Genomic DNA, 23,503 nt, shown 5'->3' on the forward strand with positions numbered 1-23,503 from the left:
TATGGACAACAGTAACGAGACAATACAGTACGACTGCGCAAGAGGATGCACGGTGACACGTACCGAGACAGGAGAGGCAGATTGCAACTACCGTCAGGGCTGTTGCAAGCTCGAGGTGTACGACTGGCTCAAGGGTGTGGGCCAGGAGCAGTACAAGGACTTCTTCGAGGTCAGGTTCAAGAATACCAGGAAGGGAATCTACCGCAACACTTCCGGCCAGACCGTGAAGACGGGCGATATGGTTATCGTCGAGGCCGCTACAGGTCACGACCTTGGCATCGTAACCCTCGAGGGCCCTATCGTTGCACGCCAGATGGCTTGCAAGAGGGTGAACCCCGAGACTCAGGAACTCAAGAAGATCTATCGTAAGGCCAAGCTCTTCGACATTGAGAAGTGGCAGGAGGCCATTGCAAGGGAGCATGAGGTGATGATACGCTCACGCCAGATCGCTGCGGAGCTCGGTCTCGAGATGAAGATCGGTGACGTGGAGTTCCAGGGTGACGGCACCAAGGCCATATTCTACTACATCGCCGACGGTCGTGTGGATTTCCGCCAGCTCATCAAGGTCTTCGCGGAGGAGTTCCGCATCAGAATCGAGATGAAGCAGATCGGAGCACGCCAGGAGGCCGGCCTCATCGGAGGTCTGGGCGTCTGCGGACGTGAGCTCTGCTGCTCGAACTATATCTCCGCCTTCCAGTCGATCTCGACTTCGGCTGCGCGCGTCCAGGATCTTTCTCTCAATCCGCAGAAGCTCGCTGGTCAGTGTGGTAAGCTCAAGTGCTGCCTCAACTATGAGACCGCATCATACATGGATGCACAGACTCGTATCCCTCGCGTGAACGGACCTCTCGACCTCGAGGACGGCTTCGCATACCTGATGAAGACAGATATCCTGAAGGAGACCATGTATTTCTCTTATGTCCAGGGCTCCCTCGCAAACCTTTTCCCGCTTCCTGCCTACGAGGTGCGTGAGATTATCAAGATGAACCGCAACGGCATCAAGGGACCTTCGCTCATGGAGGATCCAGTCCCTGTGGCACCGGAGTTCGTAACCTCTGTGGGAGACGACAGCATCTCTCGCTTCGATGAGTCTCGCAAGAAGAAAAACCGCAAGAAGAAGAGCGGCAAGAAGCCATCTTCGGAGCCGAAGCCTGCGCAGAATGCTGAGCAGGGTGCCGCTCCTCAGGCAGAAGCGCCTCAGGAGGCTCGTGCAGAGGAAAGGGGACCGAAGCCTGCCGGCCATAAGGAAAGGCATCGTCACCGCAATCGCGGCGAAGGCCATCAGGGCGGACCTAAGAAGGAAGCTCCAAAGACAGAATAGATACTGCGGTGTCGATGAGGAATCATATCGTGGCTGCGGTGGTCTTCATGGCCACCTTGCTCTGTTCGTGCACACGTCCTGAGCAGACGGAGTCGTACGTCGGCGTGCGCCATCGCAACGCGGACGGAATGTACTCCATGACCGTGGACATGTCCGACACGCTCGCGTCCTATGATTTTACCATCTTCACCAGGCTCGACCTGCGCAAGAGCAAGTTCGAACAGCTGGAGGACTCCATCGGCGTCGGTGCCGAGTGGGTCGCTCCGGACAGCACAAGATACCGCGAGTTCTTCTACATTCCGAAGGACTCATATTCGTCCTCAACCTCCTTTTCGAAGGACTATTTCCTTCCATACAGGAGAGGAATCGTACCGAACGTGCCAGGCGTCTGGACGGTATCATTCCTGGTCATGGGCGATGCGGCTCAATACATGAACGGAATGGGACTGATTTGCAAAACCATAAGAGAGGAATACTAGATGGGACACGATAAGCTTAGGAAATTCGCGGAGAACGCGACTTTTGCATGCCTTGTTCAGCCTACGACGGAAGAGGTGTTCGGTAAGGACCACCCGCTCAAGGGCCGCTGGGCATCGGATTTCTTCCATAACGACAATCCCATCGTGCTCGAGCTCGGATGCGGAAAGGGCGAGTACACCATCGACCTTGCGTTGAGGAACCCAAACATCAACTACATCGGAGTGGACATCAAGGGCGCCAGGCTCTGGAAGGGCGCGAAGTACGCGACCGAGAATTCCATGTCCAATGTCGGTTTCCTCCGTACGAGGATAGAGTTCATCTCCTCGCTCTTCGCGGAAGGGGAGATCTCGCAGATATGGATCACCTTTGCTGATCCGCAGATCGGAAGGGAGAAGAAGCGACTCACAGCACCGCTCTTCCTCCAGAGGTACCGCGGCTTCCTCAAGGACGGCGGTCTGGTCAATCTCAAGACCGACAGCCGCTATCTCCATGAGTATTCGCGTGCGATCGCCCAGGAGAACTCCTTCCCGGTGCTGGCTCTGACAACGGACCTCTACAAGACAGTTCCTGACCAGATCAGCAGTGTTCTCGACGAGGAGTCAGTGCGCTCGCTCTACGAGGTGCAGACCTTCTATGAGAAGCATTTCCTCGCCCAGGGTTTTCCTATCACCTATCTCTGCTTCGCGATCGACCATGACGGTCCTTACACCAGTCCGGAGTGGGACGAGGATGCGTGGAAGGACGAAGACCATCATGCCTTCGTCGTCACCATCAACTGATTTTCCTGATTCAGATATCTTGAGAGGGCCGGCTTTGCACCGGAAATTGGATCAGACTTCGGTCCAATGTATGGTCATGCCCTTGCGCTCCATTCCTCGGAACCAGGTCATCTGGCGCTTCGCGAACTGGTGGATGGCCGTGGCGAGCTGGGTGCGCATCTGTTCGTAGCTCAGTGCGCCCGTGACGAAGGAAGTGACATACTTGTACTCGAGTCCATAGTAGATCAGATCGTCTGCCGACACCCCCGGGCGACCGTTCTTCGGATCTCCCTCCATCAGACTTCGAATCTCCTCGACCATGCCTTCCTCGAGCCTTGCGTCAAGGCGTCTGTCGATGCGGGCATTCCTTTCTTCCCTGGTGACGAGCGTGCCGATATAATAGGTGTTCTTCGGTAGGAAACTGTTGCGATTCACGGGGTGTGCCTCTTCGTAAATCGCTATCTCAAGTGCACGTATGAGCCTTTTCCGAGTATCGTAGTCGGTGCTGTTGTGGAGAGGCTTGAGCGAGTCGAGTCGAGCTATCAGGTCCTCGGTGCTCTGCTTCTCCAGCTCTGCCCTGAGCTCTGGGTCGGGCGGTACGTCCGGCAAGTCATATCCGCAGGTCGCAGCCTCGATATAGAGTCCCGAGCCTCCGCAGAGAACGGGGATGCAGTGCCTTTCGACTATGTCTTTATAGGCTTTCTCGAAGTCGTGCTGGAATCTGTAGATGTCGTATTTCTCTCCTGCGTCGACTATGTCGATCAGGTGGTAGGGGATTTCCTCGTATTCCCCGAGGTCCTTTCCGGTACCTATGGTCATGCCCCTGTATACCTGCCGGCTGTCGGCAGAGAGTATCTCCGAGCGAGCCTCGATGCCACGAGAGCGGAGCAGGGAATCAATCTGCCTGCACAGGCCCACCGCATATCTGGTCTTTCCCGATGCCGTAGGACCGAGTACGCAGATAAGGTCTATTTCTCCGTTGAGGTACGAGTCGAGGACAGCCTCGATGTCGATAGTCTCCGCGCTCGGGAGCTCGGCGGGAGGAGGTGGGATCTGTATGCTTCTCTTGCTCATCTGACAAATATCGCAAAAAAGGATTATCTTTGCGCCATGCCAAAAGCAAAAAGCAGCGTAGAAATCAAGAATCGCAGGGCTTCGTTCGATTACGAGTTCCTCGAGACATATCAGGCCGGCATCGTTCTGTCCGGCACGGAGATCAAGTCCATCAGGGCCGGTAAGGCTTCTCTGGTGGATGGCTTCTGCTATTTCTCCGGAAACGAGCTCTACGTGAAGAACATGCATGTCGCTGAGTATCACTGGGCAAGCAGCTGGGGCAGGCACGACCCTCGCCGCGACCGCAAGCTCCTGCTCACCAGAAAGGAACTCATCAAGCTCCAGCGTTCGGTAAAGGAGAAGGGACTCACCATCGTTGCCGTGAAGCTCTATATCGCGGACAACGGATATGCCAAGCTCCTCATCGCCCTTGCACGCGGTAAGAAGGAGTATGACAAGCGCCAGTCCATCAAGGAAAAGGACCTCCGTCGCGAGATGGAGCGCATGTAGCTTGCAACATTGTCTTGCCTTTCTGCATCTTTAAGGCAAACATCTGGAATGCACATGGACAGACATATAATGATCATTGCAAGCGTCGCTTCGGCTATGCTTGCGCTTTCGTCTGTTTCTGCTGATGCGAGGAACCCATACAGGCCTACTACCTCCTATGGCTACGGCCACACCATCGAGACTCATCTCGGTTGGGCCGGATCGCCATATGCGATCGATGGTGAGGCTCGCAGGGCAAGGGGAATCGCGACCGGCGCAGACTTCAACATCAGGTACTCATATTTCATCGGACGTCATTTCGGCGTCTACGCGCAGCTTGACTTTGCAAGTACCTCGGCCAGCCAGGAGAAATTCTTCGGCGTCGTGAACAAGGCTGATGGGAACAGGTACAAGTATTCCTATGACCATGGCTGGTACGCAGATATGAAGCAGAGGAGCTACTCGCCGCTTGCCACGATCGGAGGAGTTTATCGTCTGGATTTCGGGCAGTGGAGCTTCCGCCCGAGAGTGGGTCTGGGATTCGGCTCCTTCAAGGACAAAGGTTACAGCTATATGCGTTCGGACAGGGATGGAGAAATGAAGAACAACATGTTCTTCGAACAGACCCTGGTGCGTCCGCAGGCTGACTACATGGAGACATACTTCGGTAAGAGAAGGAGCCCGGCTTTCCTCTTCTCGCTCAGCGCTCAGCTCACCTATACCATCCGCAACCATTTCTTCTTCTCGGTAGAGGCCGGAATCAAGGACATGCCTACGACCGTAGCATACGTGAACGACATCTACAAGAGCAAGTATGCCTACAATCCGCAGACTTGGGTGGACGCAGTGATCGATTCAGACCTGATAGGCCAATATACAAGGGATACCAACAGCATTTCCTCTGATGCCAGTGCTCCTTCTATCGGCTCTCTGATGAATCTCAGCTTCGGTATCGGTTGGAATATCGGTTGGAACAGAAACGAAAACTATAGGAGGAGGTAGTCATGAAGAAAGTTGTCATCGCAATCTTTGCTGCTCTGGCAGCAATCTCCGTCGCTTCATGCGACGTGATGTTGACTGATCCGAAGCCGATTCATGTATTAGATCAGAAATACCTTCTGACCTTGGAGAACAGGAGTGATCATGACGTCGTATGGTACGTTCCTGCTCATGGCGCCTTCCCATGCGAACTCGCAGGCGCACTTCCAGGAGTCCTGACCGACGCGGAGAGGGAGAAGGAGTTCCACAAGCTCGCTGCTCACACCTATGTCGAGGTCGTGATCACTGAAGACTCCTACAAGAGCAACATCGAGACATACCACCCAAAGGACAGAGTCAATTTCTATTTCTTCGATGCCAAGGTGTTCGAAAGCGAGAGCTGGGAGGACATCGTCGCGGGCGAGAAATGGCTCGCAAAGTACAGCTACAGTGCGGACGACGTCATCCTCATGAACAAGAAGATCCGCTATCCTGAATCCATATAGTGCAGAGGCACTCAGGTAGATGAAAAACAAAGGCAGCGCTCCATCAGGGGCGCTGCCTTTTGCTTGGGTGTCAAGCCCTTAAAGCTTGAAAGTCTCCTTTACCTTGTCGACGCTGTCGAGGAGCTCCCATCCGAAGAACTGGATCTCCTGCTCGACGGTCTTTCCGTCGCGCACGAGGGTGACGTTCTGCCTGTAAGGGGTCCTTCCGACATGGCCGTAGGCTGCGGTCGGCTCGTAGATTGGATTCTTGAGTCCGAACTTCTCCACGATCTTGGCCGGGCGGAGGTCGAAAATCTCGTTGATCTTCTCTGCGATGAGAGCGTCAGGGATCTGCTTGCCGCACTCGGTGCAGGTCGCTGCGGTTCCGTAGGTGTTGACATAGATGCTGACTGGCCTTGCGACGCCGATTGCGTAGCTGAGCTGGACGAGCATCTCGCGTGCTACTCCGGCTGCAACCATGTTCTTCGCGATGTAGCGGGCTGCATACGCTGCAGAGCGGTCCACCTTGGATGGATCCTTTCCGCTGAATGCTCCACCGCCGTGTGCGCCCTTGCCGCCGTAGGTGTCGACGATGATCTTGCGGCCGGTCAGACCGGTGTCTCCGTGAGGACCGCCGATCACGAACTTGCCGGTTGGGTTCACATGGAGGATGTAGTCGCCCTTGAAGAGGGCTGCGGTCTCCTCCGGAAGCTCTGAGATAAGTTCAGGGATGAGATAGTCCTGGACGTCCTGACGGATCTTGGCCTGCATTGCAGCCTCCTCGTCGAACTCGTCGTGCTGGGTTGAGATCACGATGGTGTGTACGCGAACGGGAGAATTGGTCTCGTCGTCGTACTCGATGGTGAACTGGCTCTTCGCGTCCGGACGGAGGTAGGTCATCACCTTGCCTTCGCGGCGGAGCTTCGCGAGAATCACGAGAGCCTTGTGGGAGAGGAAGAGCGGGAGCGGCATGTACTCCTCGGTGTCGCAGCATGCGTAACCGAACATCATTCCCTGGTCACCGGCACCCTGCTTGTCGGCGGCGTCCTCGCTGACCTTGGAGGCCTGGGCACGGGTCACGCCCTGGTTGATGTCCGAGCTCTGCTCATGGATGGCCGAAAGGATTCCGCAGCTGTTGCCGTCGAACATGTACTCGGCCTTGTTGTAACCAATTCTGTTGATGACGCGACGCGCGGTGGTCTGGATGTCCACGTATGCTTCGCTGCGCACCTCACCGCCAATGACTACGAGACCTGTGGTGCAGAATGTCTCGCAAGCGACCTTCGCGTCAGGATCCTGACGGAGGAATTCATCAAGGACAGCGTCGGAGATCTGGTCTGCGACTTTGTCCGGGTGTCCCTCGGACACCGATTCGGAAGTGAAAAGGTATTTCATTACGTTTCAGTATATAAAACAAAAAACTCCGGCATGATGACATGCGGAGTACACATAAAAACGCAAAATGATATTTCGATTTTAGCATTTTTTAGTGTGGTTGCAAGCAGGCAAATCTCTCCACATGTATCTTGGCCGCAAAGGTACGCCAAAAAAACAATTATGCAAGAAAAAGTTGCGATTGTTAAGCCTGCATTTCGATATTGTTAAAATTATTTAAAAGGCTCATTCTTATTGTGTTTATACCGTTTTATTGGTTATATTTGCACGCGCTTAAAAAGGCGTTCGTTTGAAACGAAACAACTAAATCAATACTATCAGTTTTTTATGAAGCAAACAATTAAGATTTTCGTAGCCGCTGTCGCGGCGTTGTTTGTGGGTGTTTCTGCCTCAGCGCAGATCGTGACATCCAACCTGAGCGGTCATGTGACTGATAACACCGGCGAGCCAGTGATTGGTGCAGCCGTTATCGCAACACACACCGAGTCAGGTACTATCTATGCTGCCGCAACCAATGTTGAAGGTCACTACTTCATCAACGGTATGCGTGCCGGTGGTCCTTACACCGTTGAAGTTTCTTGTCTTGGCTATCAGACAGTTACCTACACCGGTCTTACTCTTCAGCTTGCTGAGACCTTCAATCTCAACGTCGAGATGCCAGACGACAGCGAGATGCTCAGCGAGGCAATCGTGATCTCTGACGCAGCATCCAAGTTCGCTGCAGAGAAGACAGGTGCAGCTACCAACATCTCCAACAAGGAGATCAGCTCTGTCCCTACCATCAGCAGAAGCATCACCGACGTTACCCGTCTCTCACCTTACGGCGGTAGCGGCATGAGCTTCGCAGGTGCTGACGGTCGTACCGCGAACTTCACCGTCGACGGTGCGAACTTCAACAACAACTTCGGTCTTAGCGACAAGCTCCCTGGTGGTGGCAGCCCTATCTCTATCGATGCAATCGAGGAGCTCCAGGTCGTCATCTCTCCATTCGACGTTCGTCAGACCAACTTCATCGGTGGTGGTGTCAACGCTATCACCAAGTCAGGTACCAACAAGGTAAAGGGTACTGCATACATCCTCCACAGAAACGAGAACATGCGCGGTAACCAGGTTGCCGGTCAGGAAGTTTCTGGTGCAAGGGATAGGGATCGCAACACTACCGTAGGTTTCACCCTCGGTGGCCCTATCATCAAGAACAAGCTCTTCTTCTTCGTGAACTTCGAGTATGGTAACACTCCTACCGTAGCCAACCGCTGGAGAGCTTCCCAGAATGGTGTCGGCGACGAGAAGAAGTATCTCTCATACGCTTCAGTAGCTGACATGGAGAGGGTTAAGCAGCACGTGATGGACAAGTACGGATATGACACAGGTTCTTACACCGAGTTCCCTGCAGACGAGAAGAACTACAAGGTTCTCGCACGTATCGACTGGAACATCAACGACAAGAACAAGCTTGCTCTCCGTTACAACTACACCAACAACCTCGGTTGGAACGCTCCTAACGCTTCTTCAATGGACGGTGGTACACGTTCTCCTTACGGACGTACCTCACTCTACAGTATGTCGTTCGCTAACTCGATGTACTCTATGAGCAACCTCCTCCACTCAGTTTCTGCCAACCTCAACAGCCGCATCAGCGACAATCTCTCTAACGAGTTCCTCGCTACCTTCACCAAGGCTGACGATGTCCGTGGCACCAACTCAGAGGACTTCCCATTCATCGATATCCAGGACGGTACCGGCACTAACACCCAGTACATGGCTCTCGGTTACGAGCTCTTCACCTGGAACAATGCAGTGCACAACACATCAATCACTGCAAAGGATGAGCTTACCTATTACACCGGTGCTCACAAGATCCTCGCAGGTATCAACTACGAGTATCAGATGGCAGACAATGCCTACATGAGAAACGGTACAGGTTACTATCGTTACGCAAGCGTTGACGATTTCATCAATGGCGCTACTCCTGAGGTTGTCGCTCTCACCTACGGTTATGCCGGTGAGGAGAATCCTGCTGCCCGCGTACAGTACCACAAGCTCGGTATCTATGCACAGGAGGAGTGGAATCCTACAAACAACTTCAAGCTTACTGCAGGTATCCGTCTCGACGGTCTCTTCTTCGACAACGGCGACCTCATGACAAACCAGGCAATTTATGACATCGTTTACCCTGACATGGACGGCAACGAGCGTCATATCGATACCGGCAAGTGGCCAGGCGCACAGGTCTCAGTTTCTCCTCGTATCGGTTTCAACTGGGACGTTCTCGGCAACAAGACTCTCAAGGTACGTGGTGGTACCGGTCTCTTCGTAGGTCGTCTCCCACTCGTGTTCTTCACCAACATGCCAACCAACGGCGGTATGGTTCAGTACAGAGCTGCGCTCAACGCAAAGTCTAAGCTCAACGGCCAGACCGTCGACATGAGCCAGTTCGCAGGTGGCGTTCTCCGCAGGGAGGCGCTCAAGGACAAGCTCATCTCAATGGGTGCTCCTAACACCATCTCTCCAGAGGACGGTACACTCCCTTCAGCAATCGCTGCAGTGGATCCTAAGTTCAAGATGCCTCAGGTATGGAAGACCTCGATCGCGATCGACTACTCTTTCCCTACCTCATTCCCATTCTCAATCACTGCTGAGGGTATCTACAACAAGACCATCAACGCTGCCAGCATGACTGACTGGAGCATGATGCCAGTCCAGGGCTTCGCAACCTTCAACGGTGCTGACAACCGTCCTATCTATCCTTCAGGCTTCCGCCAGGGTACCAAGGCATTCGTCCTCACCAACACCAACAAGGGTTATGGTTGGTCAGGCGTTGTGAGCGTCAACATGCGTCCTATCCCAGAACTCAGCTTGAGCGCTTCATATACTCACACCGTATCTAAGGAGATCACCTCTCTCCCTGGTTCAGATGCTGAGTCTGCATTCACTTACGTTCCTACCACCCACGGTCCGAACAACATCAAGCTCCACAACTCTCAGAACGTTACACCTGACCGTTTCATCGCATCAGGTACCTACAACGACAACTGCGGTAACCACTTCAGCCTCATCTACGAGACTTGGAGGGGTGGTGCAAACTACTCATACATGCTTGCTAATGACATGAACGGCGACGGCTATCAGTACGATGCTCTCTACATCCCTACTGACGGTCAGGTTGCAAACAAGGAGTTCCGTTTCGTTTCTGACAACGATATGGAGCGCTTCATGGGCTTCGTTCATGCAGACAAGTATCTCAGCAAGCATCAGGGCCAGTATGCAGAGGGTTACAGCGTATACAACCCTTGGATGCACAGGTTCGACTTCTCTTACAAGCATGACTTCAAGATCAACGTAGGCAAGTCAACCAACACCATCCAGCTCAGCCTCGACATGAAGAACGTTGCGAACCTCTTCAACTCTAAGTGGGGAACAGGCAAGTATATGTCAGCTGGTCTCAACTCCGGCCGTATCCTCAAGTATGAGGGCACCGATGCAGAGGGTTACCCAACCTTCTCTACTCCTTCAGCTGTCAGCGCGTCTACCGAGACTTGGGTTCCTTCAGTCTCTGTCGGCCAGTGCTGGTACGCTTCTATCGGTATCAGATATATGTTCAACTAATTTAAGTAGAGAGCAACATGAAACTTAGAAATATTTTTGCTGCAATCTTTTCCCTCGCGCTCGTCGCTACCGGCTGCGTGAAGGAGGAGCCTACAACTCTCAAGGAGATCCAGCTCTCTGAGACTTACGTGAGCATCCCTGCCACTGGTGGTGAGGTGAAGGTCACCGTAAATGCAACCACCGCATGGAAGCTCAATGATATCTATGCTGTGACTACCAAGGATGCTGATGGCAACAAGGTTACCACCAACCAGCCTACTCCTGCATGGCTTTCTGTAGACAAGACCTCAGGTGAGGCTGGCCAGACTGTCCTTACTTTCTCTGCAGCTGCAGACAACGCCGGCCACGAGGCTGAGATTCAGTTCGCGGCTGGTCTCCATACTCAGTTCCTCATTGTCCGTCAGGGCGAGATGACCGCGTCATCAGCTACTTGTGCAGAGATCATCGCCGGTGCCGATGGCAAGACCTATAGGGTAAAGGGTGTTTGTAGGGAAATCTACAACACAACCTATGGCAACTGGTATCTCAACGACGGTACAGGTGAAATCACCATCTATGGTACTCTTGATGCAAAGGGTGCGGAGAAGAACTTCGCAAGTCTCGGTATCGAGGCTGGTGACGTAGTTGAGGTCGAAGGTCCTAAGACTACTTATGTTTCTTCATCTGGAGACGTTACACACGAGCTCGTCAATGTTACCGTAATCAAGATCGAGAAGTCTCTAATCAAGGTCGTTTCTCCTGAGGCAACCGTTCCTGCAACAGGTGGTGAAATCGAGGTGAAGGTTGCTCACAAGGCAGCAGGTGCTCTCGTTGATGTTCCTGAGGATGTGACTTCATGGATCAACTATGTGTCATCAAGCTATAAGACTGGTGTCGCTACCAAGATTGAGCCTAATCCAGCTGATACCACTATCTTCAAGTTCAAGGTTCAGCCTACCGCAGGTTCAGGCCGCACTGCAACTCTTACCTTCAAGGCTGGAGTTAATGGCAAGTCAAGCGTTACCTACAAGGTAGCTCAGGTCGGCAACCCTTCAACCATCGCAGAGATCTTCACCAAGGGTCCTGGCAACTATCTCGTTGAGAAGGCTGTCGTAATGGCAAAGGCTGGTAGCAACGTGATCATCAGCGACGGTACCGCAAACATCATGGTCTACTCTTCAGGCAACACTCTCGAGGTTGGTGACTGCATCAAGCTCGACGGTGCTGAGGTATCTGAGCGCAGTGGTCTCCTTCAGTTCGGAAGCCCTAAGTTCGAGGTTCTCAAGGAGAAGGCTACCCCTGAGTATGGTACTCCAGTCGAGATCATGACCGAGGATGATGTCAAGAACTGGGGTGGTAACCCTCAGTACCAGTACATCCACTTCTCAGGCGTGATGGGTGACGACAACAGGACCATCAGGGTAAGCGGCAGCGAGTACGGTATCTATATCGCAGCTACCGAGGGCTTCGCTGGCAAGACCGTGAACGTTTACGGTTATGCTAACGGTAAGGCAAGCTCATACAAGACCATCACCACTACCCTCGTTTCTATCGAGGAGGGTGCTGCTCCTGCATACCCAACTACCCTTGCACATACCTCATGGCAGCAGAGTGACGAGGGTGCTCTTGCAGTAGCTATCTTCACAGATGCTACTCACGGCATGCTCGTGAACGGTGATGAGGAAGACGGTATCTGGTGGGATGAGATTGACAATCCAGAAGAAGTTACTTTCACTTACAGCTATGATCCTTCAACTGGTAAGGGCTCAATCAACAGCTTCAACTTCGGTGAGCTTCCTTTCGAGTTCAATGAGGAAGGTGCAATGTACATCATGATGGGTGAAGATCCTTATGGACCATTCACTCAGATCGACTACGTTGAGCCTCAGCTCCCTGGCGGTGGTGATAAGAGCGGTGTCGTTTACACCCTTCAGGTACCTAAGAATGCGAGCAACACCAATTACACCCTTGTATACGATGTTGACGTGGACGGTATCACCTGGAGCGTACCTGGTAACCAGTCGCTCGATGCTGGCTTGAAGCTTGGTGGTAAGCTCGCAGAGGCTACTGACAGAGCAATTGTAAGCAAAACTGCCCTCAGCAGTGACGTGAAGACTGTTACTGTGACTCACGGAAGCGGTGATTCTGCTATCACTGTCAATGGCATGACTCTTTCTGTATACGCTTCAGCCGACGATGCAGCTGCAAACACCAATGCTATTGCTACCGTTAGTGCTACCTATGCAGATCAGGGAACATCAACCTTCACTAAGGAAGGCACCCAGTCTTGGGCAAACTGCTACTATCGCATCAACTACAACCTCAGTTCTTCAGATTCAAGCAAGAACAAGGGTATCATCTTCGTAAAGGCAGAGTTCGCTAACTAGTCTTACACGATAAAGATAACTCAAAGGGGCTACGAGAAATCGTGGCCCCTTTTTTTGCCTAAATAGTAATTATTGGCTACTTTTGGAGCTATGCTATTAAATGTCAGAAGAATCGTCAAAGCAGCTGCTTCGGCGCTGCTTTTTTTCGTCATCTCGCCTGTGCTCTTTTCCGTGCAGTCCTGCACCGAGAGGGAAGTAATCGAGAATGTGGTCGAGGTCCAGACCTATCCGGATCTCGAAGGCATGAAGGCGGATACGCTTTTCATGCATTCTGCGATATTGGAGTTCTATGGGGCATATTCGGAGACCGTGGACAGATGGTATCTCACCCTGTATACCGGAGAGCGTGCTGAATATGACCTGGCCACAGATACCTATACGGGCAAAGGTCAGATGGTCAAGCTGTGCCTTCAGACTGCCATTTCCAGCGGGAAGGAGGACGGATGGAATGTACTTGCCCAGCATTATACTGCCCCTGATTCCTACTCTGACCTTCGCATAGGACAGTGGGAAACAGGTTATGACGATGAGTTTGACCATCCATACTATGGCACGCTATGGGCCAGCTATGGATCATACTATCTCAACCTTGACGCGTCGGAATATGCTCCATATATGTTCCTTGACGGGGACTTCACTATTTCCAGGGACAAGTCTACAGGCAAGTTTACCGTTGAGGGCATGCTTGTGGACGGTACGTTCACCAAGAGGAGGTTCGTGTACAACGGAGACTTTACGCAGATTGCGGACTATGAGTTCCCTGGCGCTCCGGACACGTCGCTGAAGAATGACGTGACGCTTACCCGTGCGGAGCTTCCTAAGCTCTGGATATGCGATCGCGGTGACCAATACCGCTATGAGAATCCTCCTCGCTTCAGCAACTACAGGGTGTTCCTTACAGGCGGCGACGTGAGCGTTGCCATGCCGAGCAAGACCAGCAAGATCACGTTCTCGGGAGAGGGACCTGTCATGATGCTTGACCTCTTCGTGAGCCCGGATGCTGGCGGGAAGATTCCAGCAGGAGAATACAAGATCGTAAGACGCGAACCTGGCGGCGGAATCGACGGCTCGCAGATTTGGCCTTTCAAGATACTCGAGGGCTATCCTCACTTCTATTTCTCGACCCTCCAGGGCTCATGGTACTTCAATCTGGCTTCTACCGGATACTGGACTGGGGACTATGGAAGGGTAACGGAAGGAACACTCAGCGTGTCCTATGACGCCGGCAGCGACGATCCGACCCTCAAGGCAGAGCTCCTTGATTGCGGCGATCCTGCCCACAAGATCCTCATCGATTGGAAATAATTTGAAATAACGACATCATGAACATAAAGAAACTAATGTCTATACTGACGGCAATTTCAATGCTCGTCTTAGCCTGCAGACCAGATGATCCCACTCCAAGACCGGAGCCGGAACCGGATCCTGTAGATCCCGTCGTTCCGGATGTGCCCAGCTTCGTCCAGAAGGATGACGTCATCTATCTTCTGAGCGACAAGGGCGTGGTTGAGAAGGAGATTAAGGTCGCCTCTACCGCCTGTTATTCAGATACGGGCTTCTATGCCTTCTACCTCGCGGACTTCCCCGGACTTTCCAAGGAAATGATCAAGAAGGGACTTGACCTAGACCTGGAAAAGGACAACATCATTGCGGTCAATATTCTCAGCCCGCTGAACGGTCAGCCGGTCGACGTGAAGCTCGAACATCTGCGCTATCTTATTTCTACTCTCATTCCAGGAGTTGTCACATTCGACTCGTCCAATGAGACCCCTACTGACGAGATCATGTACGGAGTTTTCACGCTCAGCGTTGATAAGGAAGCGAAGACGGCAAGCTTCGAGATCGAGATCAAGCTAATCGACAGACGTACCATACTTGTGAAGACCACCTCCGAGTATACTCCTGGTGGAGAGAACGAGTCCACCTTCCTTTGGGGCGAGGACTACTCACGTCCTGTCAGAGCGGCTTTCTATCAGACAAGCGACGAGTACGTGGACGTCATGTATTTCACCACCGGAGGCATCGAGTACGGCGAGGACATCCCAAGGACGACTTACGCGATGATTGCACCTAAAGCAGAAATCTGTGACGGACAATTCCACAACATTGCCGACTGTCTTGCTGACGGAACTCTGCAGATGATGGTCCGCGACTTCGCCAGCGAGTGGGATATGGTTTCAGGTAGCCTTGCGGTCGAGATCAAGGGAGAACATGACTATTGCGTGACAGTCTCCGGAGCCAAGGCTTCGGACAGGAACGGATACACGAGCACGCATAATAGCCTCGACATGTATTGGAACGGTCCTCTCGTTGACGTGTCAATCGAGAGGCCTGTCGACAACGCTTTCTTCGTAGGAAAGACCCGTCATGCCATAGGCACGGCCCTTATCGACCTTAGCGGATCACTTGCCCAGATATATTGGACAGAGGCGGAGGGTGTCACCTCCGTTGCCGAGGCAGAAGCTTCGGATCATGTGCGCATGACAGTGAGCAAGCAGAACTACAACCGCTCTGCCGGACTTTCGACAGACGGAGCGTTTTCTCTTTTCTATGACGGTAAGACCTGGGACAAGACCAATCTCGACACAGGCTCATATATCGTCCATTCGCTCAACGAGGAGACTGGGCTATACCACAGTGAGCTTGCCAATCTCTGGCCGCTCAGCGGCTCTAGCGTGGTGCTGAAACTCGAATATAAAGGCAACGTAGTAATATTATCAGGTAATGAGACTTAAGCATCTGATTTTTTGCATCCTGCTTCTCGCCGTCTCCTGCGCCGAGAAGGAGCCTATCTATAAGGATGTCATAAAGGAAGTTCCCGTCACACCACTTTCCAAGTATGTCTATGACGGAAAGGATTACAGCGTGCATACTCTTCTCTACTCCGAGGATGAGACCTATGTGGAACTGATAATCGCACGCGAACCGGAGGCACCCTATGGCTCATACGTGACCATCTTCATGCATAAGGACAACATCGGAAAGACTCTCGATTTCTCGAATCCTTCCCTTACCAACAGGTTGGACTATATGCTGGTCTTCGAGGATGTCGACCATTACTATTCTCCTATGTTCGCCCCGCTTTCCGGTACGCTAAAGGTCCAGCCAAAGCCATACAGGGCCGTTCTGGATGCAGTAATGGCTGACGGGAAGCGTCTCACATTGGACTGCACCGGCTTCGTGGAGGCGGCAGAAGAATAGTATTTATTGCTATATTTGCCATACGGTTATCCATTAAATAATCTTAACACAACAATATGAAACTCAGGAACTTTATTCTCTGCATCATGGCTATGGCCACCGTTCTCATCTCTTGTACCAAGAAGGAGGAGGCCGCTCTCTATCTTGAGCAGAGTTCGGTCAGCTTTGAGCAGGACGGCGGAAGTGCAACCGTGTCCTTTGTGTCTACAGTAGCATGGAATGTCCGCGGATTCGTGGACATCGCTTGGGCAAAGGTTTCTCCTATCAGCGGAAACGGTGCCAAGCAGGGTCAGGGCGACAAGTCAGTCCAGACCATCACCATCGTTGCAGACCCTAATACCGGTGAACCTCGCAACGGTGAAATCAGCATCGTTGCCGGCAGCATCACCAAGACCGTCAAGATCAGCCAGGCCGGTATTGTCACCGCTCCAGGCCCAGGCACTGGTACCGATCCTATCCCAGGCACAGACCCGGAGGAAGGAACTCTCTATTCTATTGATTTCACCAAGACCATGGACGGTTGGACGACCAACGACGTCAAGGGCAGCGGTATATGGACAAGGACCGATCAGTACGGTATGAAAGGTACCGGTTATATCGACAATACCAACACAGAGGCTGATTCATGGCTCATTTCACCTGTCATCAGCCTTGCCGGCTACACTACCGCATATCTCAGGTTCGACCATGCAATCAACAAGCATGCGAGCCACGCGAGCGCGTTGGAGCAGTCTACCGCATGGGTTCGCCTCGAAGGTGGAGAGTGGGTGAAGCTCAACCCTAAGTTCCCGACTTCGCTTTCATGGACCTTCATGGATTCAGGCTTCGTCGACCTCACCTCATACACCGGAAAGAAGGTGCAGCTCGGTTTCCATTATACCAGCAGCGCAGAGTCTGCCGGAACATGGGAGATCAAGGCGCTCGAGATCGTCAGCAGCAACGTGAGCAATGAGGTCACTCCTGCGACCTTCAAGTCAGACGCTCTTCCTTCGTGGATGGAAATTCCTGCACTCAGCGGCGAGGATGGAATGTATTACGTGCGTCACGACATGACTCTCAGCGGCGGAATTAAGCTCCGCAACTACTCTTTCTACTTCGATGTGAACAACAAGCTTGCGCATTGGGTGGCATACCCTCTCAACAAGACCTTCCGTGGCTCTGGTTCCCGTACCGACGCGTGGGACTATGATCCTAAGGTCCCTAAGGAGTATCAGGCAGTGCTCTTCAGCGGCTTCAAGGATTCTAATAATGCTTCCGGCGTTTACGACAGAGGCCATCAGCTTCCTTCTGCAGACCGCTACACAGACAATAAGTCTACCTTCTACTTCACCAACATGACGGCTCAGCTTGGTACTCTCAACCAGAATTCATGGGACAAGCTCGAGCAGAAGGTGAGGACCTGGTCGGAATCATTCGACACTCTCTACGTCGTTACCGGAGCAGATATCCGTAGCAGCGACAAGATTGCCTACGACAATACCGGTGCGTCTGTACCTGTGCCTGTCGGCTATTTCAAGGCCCTTCTCGGCTACAAGAAGTTCGGCAACTTCGGCGTTGGCGGCGAGTATACCGCAATAGGATTCTATTATGAGCATAAAGCCTATCCAAATGACCTCTCAGACGTCATCAATCAGGCTATGACCATAGACGAGCTCGAGGAGAAGATGGGAATGGACTTCTTCGTTAACCTTCCAGCAAGGAGCGACAAGGCTGCCGAGATAGAATCCACCCGGGACGCATGGTGGAAATAGAACCTGACGAAACAAAACAGATATGAAAAGAATAATCACTGCTTTGGCAGTAACAATTGCCATGACAGCATGCAACCAGAATCCCTTCCTCAGTGAATGGGACACCCCATACGGCATCCCGCCGTTCGATAAGATCCATGACTCGGACTATGTCCCTGCAGTCAAGTATGGTATCCGCCAGCAGAGTGCCGAGATCGATGCCATCATTCTCAACAGCGACGAACCTACATTCGAGAATGTCGTCGAAGCATATGACCGCTCCGGTGCCGTTCTCGGCAAGGTGCAGTCCGTGCTTTTCAATCTCAGCGAGTCTGATGGTACGGAGTCTATCATCAATGTGGTAGAAGAGGTGACCCCTATGCTCTCGGAGCATTCTGACAACATCTTCATGAACCGCGCCTTCTTCGAGAAGGTGAAGGCCGTGTATGACAAGCGCGAAAGCCTTGGCCTGAGCGTAGAGCAGAACACCTACCTCAAGGATCTCTACGATTCGTTCATCCAGAACGGCGTGGATCTCGACGAAGAGTCGCAGGCAAAGCTTCGCGACGTGAACACCGAACTGTCGAATCTCTATCTCCAGTTCGGAAACAACCTGCTCGCAGAGAGCAACGCCTTCACCGCGGAGTTCGGCATGTCGGTATCCGAGTACTATCCGTTCATGGGTAGGAGCGAGGACCGCGCACTTCGAGAGAGAGTCTTCAAGGCATACTCGAACAGAGGCAATAACGGCAACACATACGACAACAAGGCTGTTGTCGAGAAGATCATGAAGCTTCGCATTGAGAGGGCAAACATCCTCGGATTCGATACTCCTGCTGACATGATTCTCGAGAATACCATGGCCAAGAAGGCTTCTGCTGTCGATTCATTCCTTGCGGAGATTATGGACGCAGCGGTCACACGTGCCAAGGAAGAGGTTGCTGACATGCAGACCGTGATGGACAAGGACATCGCTGCCGGCGTAGTCGAGGCCGGTTCTACCATCCAGCCTTGGGACTATCTCTACTATTCCGAAAGAGTACGCAAGGAGCGCTTCGACCTCGATGAGGAGCAGTACAAGCCATATTTCAAGATGGAGAACGTCCGCAAGGGCGTATTTGACAACGCAAGCCGTCTCTATGGTCTCCAGTTCAAGCCTATCACCGGCGTTGCTCTCTACAACCCTGAGGCCGAGGCCTTCGAGGTGACCGACGCTGACGGATCTCTCATCGGTGTCATCATCACCGACTACTATCCTCGTCCTATCAAGAGGGGAGGCGCGTGGATGAGCAACTTCACTGACCAGTATATCGCTGACGGCGTGAACGTGCGTCCTGTCATCGTCAACATCGGTAACTTCACCAAACCTACCGCAGATACTCCTTCACTCCTTACCCTCGACGAGGTCGAGACCATGTTCCACGAGTTCGGACATGCCCTTCACGGCCTGCTCTCTCAGTGTACATACAGGGGCACCAGCGGTACCAACGTGAAGCGTGACTTCGTGGAGCTCCCATCTCAGATCAACGAGAACTGGGCTTTCCAGAAGGAGGTCCTCGCTACCTACGCCTTCCATTACGAGACCGGCGAGGTCATTCCAGACGAGCTTGTTGACAAGATCATCGCTGCCGGCAACTTCAACCAGGGCTTCACTACCACCGAGCTTGTCGCAGCCAGCATCCTTGACATGAAGTGGCATGAACTCTCATCTATGGATGGTATCAGCGTCGAGTCCTTCGAGAAGAAGGTATGTGACGAGATCGGTCTCATCGACGAGATCATCCCTCGTTACCGCAGCACCTACTTCAACCATATCTTCGGAAGCTCAGGCTACAGCGCAGGCTACTACAGTTACCTCTGGGCCGAGGTTCTCGACAAGGACGCCTTCGACCTCTTCCTTGAGAAGGGACTCTATGATCAGGCTACCGCTACCTCATTCCGTCGCAATGTCCTCGAGAAGGGTGGCTCTGACGATCCTATGGTGATGTACAAGCGCTTCCGCGGCGCCGACCCGGATCCTGCAGCTCTCCTCAGGGCGCGTGGTCTCAAGTAGACACGAATCCATCGAAATGATTGCTACCTTTGAGAAGACACTAAACCGTCTACCACATGGGCTTCACCACCACAAAATTCTTCCCGCAGGCGGTCTCTCCTACGGCATATCAGATCGGCCAGTACGGCAGGACTCCGGTCAGCATCGTATACGCCGCCGACGGGAGGAAGCTCAGCGAGACCTATGTGCCGAGGCTGGGAAACAGGGGGCTGGCAAGGATATATTCCGGCAGCTGCATCTTCACGGCGACCGCGCTCAGCAAGGTGCTCTACGACTTCAGTGCAAGATATCTCGAGACTTCTAACGGACGCTTCACTACGATTGACCCGTATGCCGAGAAGTATCCATCAGTCAGCCCATATGTTTATTGCGCCGGGGATCCGGTGAATAGGGTGGATCCGGATGGAGCCAACTGGTATTCACGGATTAACGATGATGGCGAAATTACATATAAATATGTTGAAGGGCAGATGTCTAAAGACGACCAAAAGAAATATCGATATACTGATTTGGGATATTCCTATGTGGATAGGGCTAATAATAAATATTATAGCTTATTTGGCAATATTCTGCCGATTGCAGATAGCAATGGGCAAGAAAGCCTTGAGTTCTTTTTATATCAGCATATTGATAATTTAATTACGAAATATTATACAAGCTTAGATGGGGCTGTTCAAGAAAACTTCTATTCCGGAACAAAGGCCTCCGATTATGGATTTTCTTATAATGGACAGGGGTTTCATAGTGAGACTGGCAATAATGGTGGAACTATTTATAGGTCACTAAATAATGCAAACAATAGCAGTTTGCACATCCGAATGATGCCTCCCAATAAGAGTAGACGTTTTGGAGGGTATTTCAATGCTCCATCATGGTATGGCTGTTTTATGATTCTTTCAAATTCTTCTGGTTACGATGTGGTTCAAGTTAACTTTGACGAAAAGAATGCGTCATCGTTCAGAATGGCAATTAACCGTTTATTTAGCAAGAAATAGGAAATGGGGGTGTATAAATATTTCTTTATTGTCCTTTGTCTTATCACAACTACCGTTGGAAGACATAATGTCCGTCAAGAATCTCTAGACCACGAGACGTATTCTGAACTAAACAGCATTATTGAGTACTATTCTCGTTGCTATTACAGGTTGCCTAAAAAGATTAAAGACATTAAGTCATTCTTGCGCAAATGGGAGCAACAAAATCATGAAACTTTTCCAGACGTCTATCGTGGTGTGGCAGAATCTTTATGTAACGGTGTCTTAATGGAATCTTTCGCTGATTCTGTTTTTTTATATAACAGCAAAGTTGCAACAGGCTGTGTTGTCTATGGTCATCCACTGTATTGGTTTATGAATAAGGAGTTGTATCCTTCAAACAGACTTGATTTCTCGTATCAGTTTCAACCGTGTGCGTATGACAGAAATGGCAATTATCTGTTTAATTGGGATAGTTCAGACCTATGCAAACAATTATTGGACATAGCTTCTTTTCATGATTCGGAGATTGTTCATTACATTATTCATGTTAATAAGAAACGTGAATCGATTGTCTTTACAAATGGCATTCAAGATAACCACGTTGCGACGGTTCTAACCCCAGTTATATATGACTACCTAGAGTCACATCCTCAGATTTATTCGGTTATAATCCCTCTATGATTTGTCTCAAATTTCAGATGAGCGGCAACACGCCTACGTACATGTTCTTCCTCACCGACCACCTCGGGAGCGTGAGGGTCGTGGCTGACGAGAACGGCACCGTAAGGCAGGTGAACCAGTATTACCCGTACGGAGACCTGATTGAGGATGCACGAATGGCAGAAAGCACGTTGGACAACCGCTACCGCTTCACCGGCAAGGAACTCGCGACGGAGACCGGACTCTACGACTTCAGCGCAAGATATCTCGAGACCTCGATGGGAAGGTTCACCACGATCGACCCGCTCGCCGAGAAGTATCCTTCGGTCAGTCCGTACGTCTACTGCGTAGGTGATCCGGTGAATAGTTTGGATGTAGATGGACGTGATATCTGGCGTTTTGATTCTTATGGGAACCTAGTTGATGAAGCTCCTTTGAGAGATGAAAAGAATGATGTCTTTATGATTGTTGAAAAAATGATGATGGAGAGTGGAAAGAGAGATCAGGACTGACGGTGTATCTACCATTTGGTACTATCACGCAGTTAACTAGCGATACCCCTTTGTTTTCTTTCAACAACGATAAAGATGCACAGTCAACCTTTGAAATCATGGCAAGGAATACAAATGTAGAATGGTCTCTTGTTACTTATTCTGATGAGACCAACGCACAGGTTGGGACTAGCAATAAGGAATTAAGTAATTCAACACTCATTAAGAGTATAAGTAACAGAGAATCAAAACTACAAAAGGCAGTTCATAGCCATCCTTCTGAGACATACCCATCGTCTAAAGATAAATCTTTATATTCGCAAGTGAAGAAAAAAGCACCATTGGCAGATGGTCAATTTATGATTTTTCATGTTCCAACGGGAAAATATATCAAGTATAATGAATTTGGTGCAATCTACGACGATGAAATGTTTGAATTGGATTAAGGCGATTATCATAATATTTATGTTGTTTATTCAATCTCAAGCCCCAGCATGTAAAAATAACACTACCTATTTGCCGTGTTATAGTTGTAATTCCGAGATTTTTTTGAAATACATAGTTGAACGTGCTGCCGCGACAGAAAGCTATATATGCTATGTCGACATACAAAGCAGTGCCATGAGCAATAGTACAAAGAATATTGTTGCCGATTTCGTACAAGACACTGAAGTTATTTTCAACGAATCAACGTTTGGAGTCATCAGAACAGGAACTTGTCTGATCGTCTTGTCAGGTGAAGATAACAACATGCTATTTGAGAAAAAGCAAAAAAAGTGTCAGAGGGTTAAGCTTTATAATGAATGTATCACTGAACTAGATGACGGAATATTAGAGTCGTATGTATTGAAAGACGGATCTATCTTTAAGCGCGATTGGGTAAAAAGAGAATTTGTTCCGTTGGAGGATGTGTTTCCAATACGCTGAGTGCTAATTGTTGAAAAGAAGACAAGACTGTTCTCCAGTTCGACCACCTCGGGAGCGTGAGGGTCGTGGCCGAGGCGAACGGCACCGTAAGGCAGGTTAACCAGTATTACCCTTACGGAGAACTGATTGAGGATGCACGAATGACAGAAAGCACGTTGGACAACCGCTACCGCTTCACCGGCAAGGAACTCGCGACGGAGACAGGACTCTACGACTTCATCGCAAGAGACCTCGATGGGAAGGTTCACCACGATCGATCCATTAGCCGAGAAGTATCCTTCAGTCAGCCCGTACGTCTATTGCGCCGGGGATCCGGTGAACAGAGTCGACAAAGACGGCAGAACATGGGAGGATGACAACCAGGCCGTACATGTTCGGTGGTACAGTATTATAGGAAGAAATCTGTTAGCTAACCCGAGCTATGAATTTCTAGATGGTTATTGGGATGAAGAATAGCTATTATATCAAACTGATTTCGCTATGCATGACTCTCATCTTGTGCAAGTTTAATTCTCTTGCTCAGATATATGAGG

The 23,503-nt window shown here is 51.1% G+C and carries 19 protein-coding genes; 17 read left to right on the forward strand and 2 right to left on the reverse strand.

Annotation, left to right across the window (positions count from 1 at the left end):
• The first annotated feature begins 1 nt into the window (after window position 1).
• From AC06ND_RS05905 to trmB, 3 genes are read left to right on the forward strand one after another with little or no spacing between them, the layout of a single operon-like run.
• Window positions 2-1,321 (forward strand): PSP1 domain-containing protein, encoded by a 1,320-nt coding sequence (locus tag AC06ND_RS05905; RefSeq protein ID WP_475678070.1) that lies wholly within the window; start codon window positions 2-4, stop codon window positions 1,319-1,321.
• A gap of 14 nt (window positions 1,322-1,335) precedes the next feature.
• Window positions 1,336-1,800 carry a hypothetical protein gene (locus tag AC06ND_RS05910; RefSeq protein WP_475678071.1) on the forward strand — a complete coding sequence of 155 codons (465 nt, stop codon included), beginning with the start codon at window positions 1,336-1,338 and terminating at the stop codon, window positions 1,798-1,800.
• Window positions 1,801-2,580, forward strand: coding sequence for a tRNA (guanosine(46)-N7)-methyltransferase TrmB (gene trmB, locus AC06ND_RS05915; RefSeq protein ID WP_475678072.1), 780 nt, complete (start codon window positions 1,801-1,803; stop codon window positions 2,578-2,580).
• Window positions 2,581-2,631: 51 nt separating this feature from the next.
• Here the strand turns inward: trmB and miaA are convergent, their stop codons facing one another.
• Window positions 2,632-3,633: a tRNA (adenosine(37)-N6)-dimethylallyltransferase MiaA gene (gene miaA / locus AC06ND_RS05920; protein WP_475678073.1), complete on the reverse strand. Its 1,002-nt coding sequence runs from the start codon at window positions 3,631-3,633 to the stop codon at window positions 2,632-2,634.
• A 36-nt stretch (window positions 3,634-3,669) separates the two neighbouring features.
• Between miaA and smpB the strand changes: the two genes are divergently transcribed.
• From smpB to AC06ND_RS05935, 3 genes are read left to right on the forward strand one after another with little or no spacing between them, the layout of a single operon-like run.
• On the forward strand, window positions 3,670-4,122 hold the full coding sequence (gene smpB / locus AC06ND_RS05925; protein ID WP_475678074.1) for an SsrA-binding protein SmpB: 453 nt from the start codon (window positions 3,670-3,672) through the stop codon (window positions 4,120-4,122).
• Window positions 4,123-4,176: 54 nt separating this feature from the next.
• The gene (locus AC06ND_RS05930; protein ID WP_475678075.1) at window positions 4,177-5,103 is read left to right on the forward strand and encodes a hypothetical protein; all 927 of its coding nucleotides are present in this window, start codon (window positions 4,177-4,179) and stop codon (window positions 5,101-5,103) included.
• Window positions 5,104-5,105: 2 nt separating this feature from the next.
• On the forward strand, window positions 5,106-5,585 hold the full coding sequence (locus AC06ND_RS05935) for a hypothetical protein (protein ID WP_475678076.1): 480 nt from the start codon (window positions 5,106-5,108) through the stop codon (window positions 5,583-5,585).
• Window positions 5,586-5,663: 78 nt separating this feature from the next.
• On the opposite strand, the gene metK is transcribed toward AC06ND_RS05935, so the two are convergent.
• Window positions 5,664-6,959, reverse strand: coding sequence for a methionine adenosyltransferase (gene metK / locus AC06ND_RS05940; protein ID WP_475678077.1), 1,296 nt, complete (start codon window positions 6,957-6,959; stop codon window positions 5,664-5,666).
• A 327-nt stretch (window positions 6,960-7,286) separates the two neighbouring features.
• On the opposite strand from metK, the gene AC06ND_RS05945 reads away from it, so the two are divergent.
• From AC06ND_RS05945 to AC06ND_RS05995, 11 genes are all read left to right on the forward strand, one after another.
• A complete protein-coding gene (locus AC06ND_RS05945; protein WP_475678078.1) occupies window positions 7,287-10,565 on the forward strand; it encodes a TonB-dependent receptor in 3,279 nt (1,092 codons plus the stop codon).
• A gap of 17 nt (window positions 10,566-10,582) precedes the next feature.
• On the forward strand, window positions 10,583-12,931 hold the full coding sequence (locus tag AC06ND_RS05950) for a hypothetical protein (RefSeq protein WP_475678079.1): 2,349 nt from the start codon (window positions 10,583-10,585) through the stop codon (window positions 12,929-12,931).
• Between the two features lie 90 nt (window positions 12,932-13,021).
• On the forward strand, window positions 13,022-14,236 hold the full coding sequence (locus AC06ND_RS05955) for a hypothetical protein (protein ID WP_475678080.1): 1,215 nt from the start codon (window positions 13,022-13,024) through the stop codon (window positions 14,234-14,236).
• 59 nt (window positions 14,237-14,295) lie between these two features.
• Window positions 14,296-15,666 carry a hypothetical protein gene (locus AC06ND_RS05960; RefSeq protein WP_475678081.1) on the forward strand — a complete coding sequence of 457 codons (1,371 nt, stop codon included), beginning with the start codon at window positions 14,296-14,298 and terminating at the stop codon, window positions 15,664-15,666.
• On the forward strand, window positions 15,656-16,132 hold the full coding sequence (locus AC06ND_RS05965) for a hypothetical protein (RefSeq protein WP_475678082.1): 477 nt from the start codon (window positions 15,656-15,658) through the stop codon (window positions 16,130-16,132). The genes AC06ND_RS05960 and AC06ND_RS05965 overlap by 11 nt, the downstream gene beginning before the upstream one ends.
• A 56-nt stretch (window positions 16,133-16,188) precedes the next feature.
• Window positions 16,189-17,883 (forward strand): DNA/RNA non-specific endonuclease, encoded by a 1,695-nt coding sequence (locus tag AC06ND_RS05970; RefSeq protein ID WP_475678083.1) that lies wholly within the window; start codon window positions 16,189-16,191, stop codon window positions 17,881-17,883.
• Window positions 17,884-17,905: 22 nt separating this feature from the next.
• Window positions 17,906-19,915 carry a M3 family metallopeptidase gene (locus AC06ND_RS05975; protein WP_475678084.1) on the forward strand — a complete coding sequence of 670 codons (2,010 nt, stop codon included), beginning with the start codon at window positions 17,906-17,908 and terminating at the stop codon, window positions 19,913-19,915.
• 56 nt (window positions 19,916-19,971) lie between these two features.
• Window positions 19,972-20,910 (forward strand): RHS repeat-associated core domain-containing protein, encoded by a 939-nt coding sequence (locus AC06ND_RS05980; protein ID WP_475678085.1) that lies wholly within the window; start codon window positions 19,972-19,974, stop codon window positions 20,908-20,910.
• A 680-nt stretch (window positions 20,911-21,590) separates the two neighbouring features.
• A complete protein-coding gene (locus AC06ND_RS05985; protein ID WP_475678086.1) occupies window positions 21,591-22,064 on the forward strand; it encodes an RHS repeat domain-containing protein in 474 nt (157 codons plus the stop codon).
• 2 nt (window positions 22,065-22,066) lie between these two features.
• Window positions 22,067-22,489 (forward strand): JAB-like toxin 1 domain-containing protein, encoded by a 423-nt coding sequence (locus tag AC06ND_RS05990; RefSeq protein ID WP_475678087.1) that lies wholly within the window; start codon window positions 22,067-22,069, stop codon window positions 22,487-22,489.
• Between the two features lie 715 nt (window positions 22,490-23,204).
• Window positions 23,205-23,426: an RHS repeat-associated core domain-containing protein gene (locus AC06ND_RS05995; RefSeq protein ID WP_475678088.1), complete on the forward strand. Its 222-nt coding sequence runs from the start codon at window positions 23,205-23,207 to the stop codon at window positions 23,424-23,426.
• Window positions 23,427-23,503: the final 77 nt, after the last annotated feature.

It is taken from the genome of Candidatus Cryptobacteroides sp. (assembly GCF_056207615.1).

Excerpts from the sequence above, each read along its gene's own strand:
- AC06ND_RS05905 (WP_475678070.1), top strand. The coding sequence starts at position 2 with ATGGACAACAGTAACGAGACAATACAGTACGACTGCGCAAGAGGATGC.
- AC06ND_RS05910 (WP_475678071.1), top strand. The coding sequence starts at position 1,336 with ATGAGGAATCATATCGTGGCTGCGGTGGTCTTCATGGCCACCTTGCTC.
- trmB (WP_475678072.1), top strand. The coding sequence starts at position 1,801 with ATGGGACACGATAAGCTTAGGAAATTCGCGGAGAACGCGACTTTTGCA.
- miaA (WP_475678073.1), bottom strand. The coding sequence starts at position 3,633 with ATGAGCAAGAGAAGCATACAGATCCCACCTCCTCCCGCCGAGCTCCCG.
- smpB (WP_475678074.1), top strand. The coding sequence starts at position 3,670 with ATGCCAAAAGCAAAAAGCAGCGTAGAAATCAAGAATCGCAGGGCTTCG.
- AC06ND_RS05930 (WP_475678075.1), top strand. The coding sequence starts at position 4,177 with ATGGACAGACATATAATGATCATTGCAAGCGTCGCTTCGGCTATGCTT.
- AC06ND_RS05935 (WP_475678076.1), top strand. The coding sequence starts at position 5,106 with ATGAAGAAAGTTGTCATCGCAATCTTTGCTGCTCTGGCAGCAATCTCC.
- metK (WP_475678077.1), bottom strand. The coding sequence starts at position 6,959 with ATGAAATACCTTTTCACTTCCGAATCGGTGTCCGAGGGACACCCGGAC.
- AC06ND_RS05945 (WP_475678078.1), top strand. The coding sequence starts at position 7,287 with ATGAAGCAAACAATTAAGATTTTCGTAGCCGCTGTCGCGGCGTTGTTT.
- AC06ND_RS05950 (WP_475678079.1), top strand. The coding sequence starts at position 10,583 with ATGAAACTTAGAAATATTTTTGCTGCAATCTTTTCCCTCGCGCTCGTC.
- AC06ND_RS05955 (WP_475678080.1), top strand. The coding sequence starts at position 13,022 with ATGCTATTAAATGTCAGAAGAATCGTCAAAGCAGCTGCTTCGGCGCTG.
- AC06ND_RS05960 (WP_475678081.1), top strand. The coding sequence starts at position 14,296 with ATGCTCGTCTTAGCCTGCAGACCAGATGATCCCACTCCAAGACCGGAG.
- AC06ND_RS05965 (WP_475678082.1), top strand. The coding sequence starts at position 15,656 with ATGAGACTTAAGCATCTGATTTTTTGCATCCTGCTTCTCGCCGTCTCC.
- AC06ND_RS05970 (WP_475678083.1), top strand. The coding sequence starts at position 16,189 with ATGAAACTCAGGAACTTTATTCTCTGCATCATGGCTATGGCCACCGTT.
- AC06ND_RS05975 (WP_475678084.1), top strand. The coding sequence starts at position 17,906 with ATGAAAAGAATAATCACTGCTTTGGCAGTAACAATTGCCATGACAGCA.
- AC06ND_RS05980 (WP_475678085.1), top strand. The coding sequence starts at position 19,972 with ATGGGCTTCACCACCACAAAATTCTTCCCGCAGGCGGTCTCTCCTACG.
- AC06ND_RS05985 (WP_475678086.1), top strand. The coding sequence starts at position 21,591 with ATGAGCGGCAACACGCCTACGTACATGTTCTTCCTCACCGACCACCTC.
- AC06ND_RS05995 (WP_475678088.1), top strand. The coding sequence starts at position 23,205 with ATGGGAAGGTTCACCACGATCGATCCATTAGCCGAGAAGTATCCTTCA.